Source organism: Acinetobacter lwoffii, assembly GCF_022809915.1.
Lineage (GTDB): Bacteria > Pseudomonadota > Gammaproteobacteria > Pseudomonadales > Moraxellaceae > Acinetobacter > Acinetobacter lwoffii_M.
This window is the reverse complement of the sequence record NZ_JALGQY010000048.1, coordinates 1-12,221: the sequence shown is the minus strand read 5'-3', so window position 1 is coordinate 12,221 and position 12,221 is coordinate 1. Positions and strand designations below refer to the sequence as shown.

Below are 12,221 nucleotides of genomic sequence, written 5' to 3'. Positions count from 1 at the left end.
ATCAAATGTAGTTGCCATAATGCATCATTCCTGTTTTTAACAGTTTAAGGAAATGACACAGTTTTTTGAACACTACCTCATTAAGCATATGATCAATATTAAAAGTCTTATTGAACAATCTAATACGATTTAGCTTAATACCTTGATCATTTCCTGTAGGGCTCGGCCAGTCCCCCTGAATATTAGTAATATTTCCATACTTTAAAGGACTGGTATTTACTAAGTGATGTAAATTTTTTAATGCTTGACCTCCTACCTCGCAAAGTGCGCCAGCTGAAGACTTAGGCCGTTTAGAGCTATCTCCACATTTTATATGAACAAAAACAACTTTTTCTTTAGAAGAAAGGATAAAATCTGCAGGTTCAGTTCCCATATCTGTACAAAGCACTAGATCTACATTAGGAATATATTGATAGAATTGCCCCAAATCACTATATAAAACATTTGGATTATGTATATTGGATACTTGATCAATTAAATGAAAAATTGAGTTAGGACTAAATTTATTATGAGTCAAATTATCCTCATCTTTTTCAGATAATTGTGGATGTTTTAAGCATTCCAACGGAATAATATTTTTAATGATATTTTGATTTATTTTTCCACTTTGAGTTGGTAATACCTGCTTATAAAAATATTTATTTAAATATACAGTTCCATCTTTATATAATAGCTTAACCGTATTTTCATTAAAAACTTCTTCCAATTCAGCTAATTCTTTATTAATGAAAAAATTAATACCTGAATTACACTCAGTAATTAATTCTAGTTTTTCATTAAATGAAAACTTAATGAAGTTTCTTAACTCTTTAATTAGAATATCATCTTTTTGATAAAAAAGTTTAAAAAAGTAAATTCCATTATTATACTTTTTATAAATAAAATTATTCTCTATAGATTGTCTAAAGCCATCAAAATCAATTTCCAAATCATAAAATTTACTATCTGTAAAATCTAAGATACAAGCTACTGGGTCATCTGTAGGAATATAATCTACAACTTGAGCAAAAGAATTAAGAAAATTACTTGCTGGTTTTTTATTTGACTGAAGATGGTTATTAATATCTTCTAACCACTGCATATATTCTGCATAAGTAAACTTAGAATTTTTCTGGTCAGAAATTCTACCGGATGCAACTCCTAAATAATAAGAGGAAACAATTTTATCATTATCATCGATATTTGAGACAACTGTAGTTGTTATCGCATATGCAGAGTTTGATTGATCTTGATTAATAAGTTCTAAATTTTCTGCTTTAAGAGCAATCCCTTCAGCACGGCTTAAACTATATTGTAAAGCTCTAGTATTAGCTTGTTTTGTTATAGTTTTTTTAGTTGAAGATACTACTGTAAATAATTGATCTACATTAATCGCTCTACCAATTTTAAGTTCATCTCTATCATTAAATTTACGGCCGCTACTATCAAAAATAGCAACAATATCGTCTAATTCTTTAACTATTAATATCTCTAATGAAGGCTCAAAGAATAGACTATCCTTTAAAAATTTAGAGTTATTAAAACATACTGCTGTTATTACACCTAATTCTGAGTCATATTTAGATAAGGCACCTTCTCTAGTAAAATCCCAATGTAGTTTATCCAAACAATCATATAGATTGAAATCTTCCAATTTGTTATAAAAACAAACTGAAGCTAAAGGAATTTCTAAAGATTCAATAGGATTAAACTCTTTAAAATTAAATTTTTTCCGATAATTAGATTCAAAATAACTTCTATCAGGAAATGCATCTAAGTATTTATCAATTAAATTTGCTGTATTAAGGGTATTTAAAAATCTAGCAGCTGACTTCTCATTTGTAAGATAATCATCGAATTCAAGATAATTTTTCCATAAATTAAAATTTTTTTCTGCTCCAACCTCGAGTACAGTAGGTTTATAATTTTTATAGATCCGTACAATCCTGCCTATAGTTTGTACCAATTCTTTACCGCTTCCAACAGGATAAGTAAGAATTAAAATTTTTGCTTCTGGAATATCAATACCTTCATCAAGCTTTCGTTGATGTATTAAGACCTCATATCCTAATTCGGCTAAATTTTGTGGAACATAATTATACTTATGATCTAGTGGATTAGTTTCATATTGATCGTGAATAGCTACTGTTCGAAATGTAGAGGTAAATTCATTAAAGTAATCTTGAATATCTGAAAAGTTTTTACACTTAACTATACAAATTGAATCTGGTTGTTCTTCTTTTAACTCTCTAATTTTTTGAGTTAATTGATTCATGTTAATAATGTCAAAACAAGGTTGAACAATAACGTTATCTTCAGTAGCTTTTTTATATGTGTAGATATAACTATGCTTAACATCTATATCGAAACTAAATAGATCATTTCTATATGGTGTAGCTGTAATAATTATTTTTTTAGCTACTAGTTCTCTTATAGTAGCGCCCCATTTAGGAGATGGTTCTGCATGTCCTTCATCTATCAAAATGAGAGCAAAAGAATTTTTTAATAGTAATAGTTCACTTTCACTTAAACTAGTAATTTTTTGGAAGGTAGTACAATAAACACCATCTTTTGAAATATCATTAATATTATTAAAAATGTCTTTTTTTATAAATGACTTATGATCAAATTCTGGAGGTAAAATCTTTTCAAAAAATTTGCCTTTTAATTGTCTATATAACTGATCACATACCGCTCTTCTGTGCGTGACAACCAGTATTTTTTTATATTTACAATTGTGGCTTACTGTACAAATTACGCCACTCTTACCTGCTCCGGTTGGTAAACTAATTAAACAAGATCCTTCACTTTTTGATCTTAAATACTTTGCAATTACTTCAATACTTTTTATTTGACATTCTCTTAAGTTGTCTTGTATCTGCGTATCAATTTCTTCAATCATTTGATTTCAAGTATATATTTTTATTAAATCTAACATTAATGTTTTTTTATATAAAAATGAATACTCTATTTGGTTTATTTTTAACATTTTAAAGAAGTGATCATAAAGTTTAAATTAGTCTAGAAACTCTTCAATTTTCCCCCAATCTCCATCTTTAGCTATTTCTCTTGGAAGCTCTTTTCCAAAATGAGTATAAACATCTCTTCTTATGCAGTATTCATCATAACTTTGTGCATATAGTCTGTAACGTGGCAGAAAATACAATTTCATAGAGGGGAGTTGCTTATTTTCCCATCTTTGTTTGCTGCGATTATAGAAAAATAATTTTCCGAAGGTATGGATACGTCCTACCTGCTGCCTCATTCCCCTAAAAACAGCATAGGTTTGAAAATAAGACTGCCAGTTTAGTAAGTCCTGATGAGGTCTTGTTTTATCTACTTGGGAAACATAGCGATTTATAATGTTTATCAAATCTCTTTTCTTCTGCTCAACAACCTCTTTTTTCCATCGCCAAGTCCAGCTAAAAGTCTTATTAGGTACTCTGTAAAATTTTTCAGAACTAGGCTTATATTTTTTATGGGTCATCCTGACCAGCTCTGCTGAACAGCCAGCAAAATCTAATTCAAAGTGCGGTTTGTTCATCACAAATTTTAAAGGTTCTTCATCATTGAAGTATTCATGAATCAAATTGATTTCTGAATTAACACTCTCTTTATCAAATGCCATCTTCTCCACTTCAAAAATTTTTTCCTTGCAGATCTGCTGAGGGTGATTATTTGAGGGATCTGGCTGTTTGCTATGCTTATGGCTGTTGGGTGTGGTGATAAGCAAAATGAATTGCCATCTATTTTCATATATCACATCCTGAACAATAAGGTCTGCAATTGGCTTACCTGTTTTAAGACGATAGTTTCTCTGCCGACTTGTTAAATTCAGACCATACCTGACAGTTAATTTATTGATCAGTTTCTCATTATTTGTAGTTGAACTAATTCCATTATCCACACTAAATGACGAATAGAAGTAAGCGCCACGAGTGACTTTGTCCTGAATTTTCTGTGCCGTGTATTTCGTATGAGGGCTGTAATCAATCATTTTTTGTCATCCAACAATATAGTTTTGCTGTAAATCAACAATCCACTTTGTCCCTGTGGAATCCCGTCTCTATGTTTATGTCAGTCAACAATAGAATTCGTCTAAATTAAGGCTTTTTTTACTTTTGAGCTTTGCTCAAAACCGCTATGGCAAAGCCATAGCTTTATGAATGGTCACCACACTTTGTAAGGTGGCAATTAAGTAGTTCCTAATAACGACACAAACTTCATAAGTTAAATTTATATTATTTTAAATTTATTATCAATATTATTGATATTTAAAATTAGATGTACTAATATGAAATTATCAATCGAATAGTGGACTGACCATCCATCCTTAATTTTCTTCTTTGAAGTTTTGGATGGGCTTAAGACCACCATTCAAAACTTTGATACATATTGCCATGAGTACCTGAACTAACCATTCTTGTACTGCCGATGTAGCGGACTGCTGGGGAAACCTCGCTCGGTACGTTGCAACGGGGGCTGAAGGGCTGCAATGCTCTTCTTCTATCCGTTCATTCAACTTGGATTTAAGAGTTCCTATATGCATTGCATATAAAGTTGTTGGGCGACAAGGACACGGGAGCCTATAAGGAATTTATTCCGAAATGGTCATCTGGTTAGGAATAGCCAGATTAGATTTGAAACTATCTGTTTTAAGTTGAAACCCTGTTCAAGGTGAAACAGTAAGGAGCAGCACAGGATGTGCGCTAGTCTCCGTTAATAGCTGAGTGTGTATGCTTGATCGAGGCAAGATTGATCAACTTGCGAAAAGTATGCTCATTTCCAATCACGATGGCTGCTGAGAGTACCGTGAGGTACTAGGACTTCGAGCCTAACGGTGGAGAAGTCGGCACCATCTGGCGCAAGCAGGGTGGGTCGCTGGATAGCTTAAACGTGTAACGGCATTAATCGATAGATGCTGATTGGAGTGTAAGAGTTTTACCCTTTATAAAGTTATGTATACATCATATCCCGATAAAACTAAGGAACTACGGTTGGGGGAAACAGGAAGTATGTATGCAAGCGAGAGGATAAACGGTCTGCACGTTAAGACACTTTGAAATAACTTGGGAAGCACTGTATAGAGGACTTAAATTGGTTAAAAGTCTGTCAATTTATGCAGTGTGGGAGCGATGGCAAGTAGCGCATATAAAGCAGGTTATACCTGTGGAAGTTGTGATACCTATCTTCATAAAGAGATGGGTATTAAGTGAGATAGCTAGCTTAAAGCGAATCCTAAAACAGTCTGATTCATCAGATTGCTCACTGCGAAAGCCTGAGTCGGCACATATGAGAATATGTTCGGTAATATGTTAGAAGAAGGTTAAGAGAATGCTTGGTCGCATTCTTATGTTTGGGCTTGGTCGCTCAAACTAGACCATGATTGATAAAGTATAAGTATTCTGAAGTTTGGTCACTGAAGAAAATTACTTATATGAAGTTGCTAGGTACTTTGCAATCTGGCTAATGTTCACACGGACATGAAAAATATTAGTGTCTCGTTCTTCCATCTTAGACGAGAAAAAGCTGAGTCTACGACAGCAATTACGAAGTGGAATATGGCTTAAGTCAGCATGAAAAAATTGAGCAGCCAATAAAGGCGTAAAAAATGAACAGTAAAGTTCTCAAAACATTAAAGGCTACATCCATTTAGGAGTAGCCTTTTTTAATTATCAATTAGGCACTAAAAAGAGGGTGTTAAGTAATTGGTAGTAATCTATAAAAAAAACAATGAAAAATTGATAAACTAATCAATATTCTAATTTCAATTAATAAAAGGGGTTTAAAAATTGGAAATTAAAATTTTAGGGGGTGCTGGATTACATAAAAGTGAATTAAATGCAATTAGCCTTATTGAAAACAGTTTCCGATCATCTTGGAAAGGTTATGCAGGTATTGTTTTGGCTGATAATCAAGGCTCAATGGAAATTGATCTTTTAATTGTTACCCATGATAGAGTCTTAGTCGTTGAGCTAAAGGAGTGGAATGGTGAACTAACAAGCTCTGAGGGTAAATGGTATGTCAATAAGCAATGCAGAGGTAAAAGTCCATACGACATCAAAAGAACTCATGCACAAAGAATTCGAAATTTATTAGCAGCTGAGTTGAAATATAAGCTAAGAGGTTATTCTCCACATGTAGAAGCACATGTAGTTCTATGTGGTAGTTGTACCAAAGAAAATTTGACGACTAGTGAAAAAGAATATACCCACAATCTACAAGATTTTCTAAACCTTTCAAGTAAGTATGACGATTTTGTTCAAAAAGTTCCAAACATTGATGGAATTTTTACAAAGTATAACTATGATAGACCTAATACAGAAAATTCAAGAAAAGTATTTGACGAATTCTTTTTGGGTAAGAAGGTTAAAGCTTTAGATTATGAATATCATGACTATCAAGCAAAAAAAGAAAGTGACTATATTCACCCCAAAAAACTGTTTGAAGAATTTGAATCTTTTCATAAAGAAACAAAAGATATTGCTATTTTGAGGCGTTGGGACTTTGATCAACTAGGTAGTAAATATGCTTCACAAGATTTATGGTCAGAAATAATATTAAGAGAACATAGACTAAAATCATATGTCGAAGGCTTGAATGAAAAGTTGGGGGATTATTTTTTTGACCCTCTAGTTGTTATTAAAAGGGACGAAATATTAAATGATACGTCAGAATTATATAAAATAAGAAAAACCGAAAAAAGAATTGGGGGTATAGTCAAAGATTTTGAATCTTATTCGGTTGAGAAAAGATACGATATAGTTAGAGCTTTATTAAAACCTATTTCTGAACTTCATAATATAGATATTTCACATAGAGATTTGGGAATACATAATGTTTATTACTCGAAAGTGAGTGATAGAATAATATTTTCTCAATTTTTCTCTGCATATTTTAAAGAAAAAGGGACAATATCAGATTATAGAGAGATTTTAAAAACAAATACTATAAATCTTCCTGAAGATGTTTATGATGATAAAAAAGATCCTTTTAAAATGGATGTTTTTTTATTGGGAGTAATTTGTTATTTTATTTTATCAAAGGGTAATATTCTTAAAACTGATACGGATGGAATACCTGTATTTGTTGAAGATGAAAATATTAATGAAAAAATTTCTGAGTGGTTGAAAAAATCTTTAAGCTTTGATCCAAATGAAAGATTTGAAAATGCAGATTTGATGCTGCAAGAATTTAATAAAGTTACTAGTATTAATTTGGAGAGTGGTTTTAACTATCTTTATAATGAGCTACAGAAAGGGAATTTTTTAAATAATAAAAGTTTTAAGGAACTTTACACACTAAGTATTATTAATTCAATAGAGGATGAAAATAATAAGGAATCAGCAAATTATAGTCGATTTAAAATAGATTACTTAGGGAAAACTTGTGTTGTTAAGTGGTGGAATCCAATGTATGTGGATGAAAATAACTTAGCAGATTGCAGAAGAATATTAGAGTTTAAAAAGAAGATAGATAAAATAAAATCTAGTAATGTTTCGACTCTCAATTATGTTGAATATGGATATATTGGTAGTAATTCAACCTTGTATCAAATATATGAGTATATTAATGGGGAAACTTTAGATGAGTATTTAGTAAATGATAATAATATTGAATCTAAAAAAATAGTTGCTAAAAAGCTAATTAATAATATTATTAATTTACATCAGTTAGGAATTTATCATGGTGATTTACATACTGGGAATATAATTATATCTGATGATGAGTGCTACTTAATTGATATAGCTGATATATCCTTTGGATCTGAAAAATATAATAATGAGTTTTCCCCAATAAACCCTGCAACAACAGACGGTTTTGGTAGGGATATTTATGCAACTTATAAAATAGTAGAAAAAATCTTTGAAAATACAGTATTTGAAGAGTTAGAAAAGGAAATTTCTTTAGCCTATGAATTAAGTAATGGTATTCCCGTTTCATTAGATCCATTATTAAATGTTCTTACAGAAGAAAAAATAATTATAGATGGCAATAATACCTATATAAGTACAGTAGGAAGCGTAGAAGTTTTTGTAGGAAATCGTGTAAATATAGAAAATTTAACAATGGAAAGCATTGATGGTAAATTCTTATTTAACTTCAGAGAAAATAGAGAATTTTCATCTAAAATTGATTGTTATATAACGGGCTTGAATACATATTTAAAAGTGGTAGTTGATGTAGAGGAAAGGTGTATAGATAAGCTATTTGCTAATCCTGCTTCATTTTCTGACGTCGTGTCAGCTGAGTCTAAGAAATCAGAGGATTTACTTTGTGATTTTAAATTTTCTAAAGGTGATGTAAAAAGTAATAATCAACTTTTGGAAATTATTTTAAATTTGAATTCAGTAATCGATTATTTGGAAGACAAATATTCTATAGATGATTCTATAATAGAGGAAATAACTCCAGATAAGTATATTCCTATTTCAAAAATCTGGACTACACTTGCTGAAACAGAAGAAGAAGTTAGAGAAAGTGTCATTATTACTTCTAATGAGATAAATGAAAATAAGGATGGGAATTACGTTTTTGAATATTTTGCTGAAAATGAAAGTGCTTTAGATTTTGAATATGATGAAATAGTGCGGGTTTATAATAAAGAAGGAGTTTCTATTGGTGAGCTAGTTATAGTTGATACTAATTTGGATTACTTAACAGTTAACTTATTTAGAAAATTTAATATAAATAATTTTTCTGTTGGTGATACTTTGTTTTTAGAATCAATTCGTAATAAAGCTTCAAGAGATAGGAGGTTAAAAGCCTTAAATAGGGTCATAAATAACAATTCTGTTATAAGAGATATTCCTGCATATTTTGATATTAACTCTGATATTAATATCGCAAATCAAAAAATTGATTTAAATTTGGATACATTGAATTCAAAGCTTATAGATATAGATGAAGGTATGTCATTAGAGCAGATCGATAATTTTAAAAAGATTATCGAGGTTTCTCCAATAAGTGTATTACAGGGTCCACCTGGAACAGGTAAAACTTCTTTTATTAGTAAATTTGTTTATTTCCTATTCTCAGAAATGGATGTTAAAAATGTCCTACTAGTAAGTCAATCACATACAGCTGTAGATAATGTAGTTTCTAGAACTAAACAATTATCAGATAAATTAGGTAATGACCTTAATATAGTACGATTAGGTCAAGAAGCGATGATTGATAGCGAGATTCTTCCTTACAGTACCTCATCAATTCAAAGACAAATTCTTAGTAAGTTTGATAGAGAATATGAACAAAGAATACTGTCTTTAGCTAATTATATCTCTTTACCTAGAAACTTTATTTTAGAACTTATTAGATTATATCAATTAGTAGGTCCAATATTAATTGTTGTGGATAGATTGAAATTAGAACTAAGTAATGAAAAATCAAAAGGCAATCGACAAGAATATATTGTTGATATAGAAAATAAAATACAGGATAAAATTGAAATCATCCAAAGTATTTTACACTCTAAATACAAGCATAACTTTGAATTAAGTTTAGATAGTAATTATCTAGATGAAATTATTTCATATTTCTGCAATGAATTTTCTATCAATAATATTGCGGAGTTGAAAAAATTAAAATCTTTACTAAAAATATCGGATGATTGGTTAGCTGTTCTTAGATCAGGGGATGCAAACTTCGATAAATTCCTTGTAAAGAGTAAGCAGTTGGTATGTGGAACATTAGTTGGTATTGGTAAAAATAATATCCAAATTGAAAATGTAGAATTTGATTGGGTAATTATTGATGAAGCAGCTAGAGCTCAAGCATCAGAGCTAATGATAGCAATGCAGTCAGGAAAACGTATCCTACTAGTTGGGGATCATAAGCAATTACCTCCACATTACAATAAAAAGCATATAAAACTTGCTGCAAAAAGATTGAATGAAAGCACTAATATTTTTGAAGTACATGATTTTGAGAAGGCATTTAATAAAACTAAAGGTATTACTTTAAGTACACAATATCGTATGGTTGAGCCTATTTGTAAAATTATTTCAGAAGTGTTTTATCCTGAAATTGAAGGTGGATTACAGACTGGAAGACCTAAAAGTCCCGAATGGTATGATGAATTACAAGGAACTATGCGGAAATCAGTGGTGTGGGTGGATAGTAGCGCAGATCAGTACAACGAAGTTGCTCTTAATCCAGGTTATTACAATGAAGCGGAAGTTAATTTAATTAAAAGCTCTTTGCAATCTATTGTAAATGCTAGTGATTTTCTGAAAAAAATTATAGAAGATCAGCCTGAAAACTCACACCCAATAGGTATTATTACACTGTATAAAGCCCAGAAAGATAAAGTTGAATCTATGATTAGCCAAACAGATTGGTTACAACCAATTAGAGAGTTAATAAAGATTGATACGGTTGATTCATATCAAGGGCAACAGAATTCAATAATCATTTTAAGTCTTGTTAGAGATAACGCTAATTTTAGTCAAGGTTTTTTACAACATCCTGAACGTATTAATGTTGCTTTGAGTCGTGCACAAGAGAGATTGATAATTATCGGTGCACGTAACATGTGGTCAAAATGTAGTGAAGAATCTCCTTTGAATAAGGTTTTGAATGTTATAGAAAAATATGCAGTTGAAGAAGCTGAGAATTTTGAAATTATTGAAAATATTTAATAGGTAAAATTATGGAAATCGATTATGAGATTCAAAGAACAGGTAATATAGTATCTGTTCTGTTGCCTGCACGTAAATTTAAAATTTTTTGTGCAGTAACTAAAGAAGAAGCTTTGCCTGCAGTAGAAGATTTTGCATGTAGATTACTTATTTTATTATCTGAAATTAATACTGAAAATCTATCACAATATTTTGGTTTAAGTTTACATGAAAGTGAAATTCTAATTAGTTCTTTAGTTGAGAAAAAGTTAGCGAAATTTAATGAAAAAGGAGCATTGGAACCTTCTAGCCTTTTATTAAATAAAAACAATAATGACTTTGAAAATGAAACATCTTTAATTAAATTTGAAGAGGTTTCTGAAACAGTTGTTCTTGATTTATTAACACTTAAAGTATTACCAAACGCTAGATACTCTGACATTAAATTTGGTGTTCTTGAAATTCCTGCTGACCAAAAAACTTTAGATATTAGTGTTGAACAAGTAATTGAAGAGTTTTCATCTCAGTTTAAGTCATATTTAGAGCTAAACAAAAAAAACAAGAAGGATATTGAGAACACAAAATTATATAAAGTTATGCACTGTGAAAAAGATAAATTTATAAATGTTCCCTTAGAAATTGAATTTAAATTAAGTCCTACAGATAGTGGTTTACCTAAAGTTTCGAGAGAGGTCAGATCAAGTAATAGAAATAATTATATTCTTTCTTATGAGTTAGAGGCTCGTATTTCAGATTTTCTATTAAATTTAAAATCAGATAATAATAAAGGGATAAAATTCTTAGATTTCTGCTCTATATTTGGTGATAAAGTATTAGTAAAATATTTTGAAAATGGTCAATTTAACTTCTCTAATTGGCTAGTTGATAGAGACAATAGATTAACTGGCTATGGTAGTTCAGAAACTAAGGGAATTTTAGGCCCTATATACATAGAACATAATTCTAATATTTTCTTTAAAGAGCTTCTTAAAGCTAAGAAAAATATAGATACATCTAAAAATCACCCAATATTTTGGTTAACTTCTAGTACTCCCTTCTGGGGTGCAAATGGTGTTGATTTAAGTAGGTTCAATGATAAATTGATTGATAGCCTTAAGTCTGATATTGCTGATCCTTTATTGGTTCCTTTTTTTGCTGAACAAAATGAAACCCCATTAAAAAATCGCTATTCTATGCGTCTCCAAAATGGAGCCATGCTTTGTGGTGAAAATTTAATTGATAATGTCGAAGTTTTGTTGATAAAAGGGGTGATCGCTGTTGTTCAATATCATCTAGTACCGGATCCAAATAGTTCTATTACTGTCCCAATAGGTTTTATTACAACAGATTCTAATCGATTAGAAGAAATCTCTAACTTCTTGGATTCTAGATTGCTCAATGGCCGTAAACCGAAAAAGGTATGGGGTAAATTTGAATTAAGCGACTTATTTACAAATGATGAACTTGTAAACATGTCGAATACTTCGACTGTAAAAGTTATTAAGAAGAGAAATATATCGAGAGAATTTAATTTGAGAAAATAATTGGTAGTGTTCAAAAAACTGTGTCATTTCCTTAAACTGTTAAAAACAGGAATGATGCATTATGGCAACTACATTTGAT

General features: G+C 30.5%; 4 protein-coding genes. 2 read left to right on the top strand and 2 right to left on the bottom strand.

Going from position 1 to position 12,221, the window contains the following annotated elements; genetic code table 11:
• Position 1: 1 nt before the first annotated feature.
• Positions 2-2,881 carry a DEAD/DEAH box helicase gene (locus MTX11_RS15630; RefSeq protein WP_243475540.1) on the bottom strand — a complete coding sequence of 960 codons (2,880 nt, stop codon included), beginning with the start codon at positions 2,879-2,881 and terminating at the stop codon, positions 2-4.
• Between the two features lie 114 nt (positions 2,882-2,995).
• Complete coding sequence (locus tag MTX11_RS15625; RefSeq protein WP_243475539.1) at positions 2,996-3,976, bottom strand: hypothetical protein; 981 nt, start codon at positions 3,974-3,976, stop codon at positions 2,996-2,998.
• A gap of 1,795 nt (positions 3,977-5,771) precedes the next feature.
• Between MTX11_RS15625 and MTX11_RS15620 the strand changes: the two genes are divergently transcribed.
• Together MTX11_RS15620 and MTX11_RS15615 are read left to right on the top strand one after the other, a co-directional pair.
• Positions 5,772-10,619 carry an AAA domain-containing protein gene (locus MTX11_RS15620; RefSeq protein ID WP_243475538.1) on the top strand — a complete coding sequence of 1,616 codons (4,848 nt, stop codon included), beginning with the start codon at positions 5,772-5,774 and terminating at the stop codon, positions 10,617-10,619.
• A gap of 11 nt (positions 10,620-10,630) precedes the next feature.
• A complete protein-coding gene (locus tag MTX11_RS15615) occupies positions 10,631-12,142 on the top strand; it encodes a hypothetical protein (RefSeq protein ID WP_243475537.1) in 1,512 nt (503 codons plus the stop codon).
• Positions 12,143-12,221 lie beyond the last annotated feature (79 nt).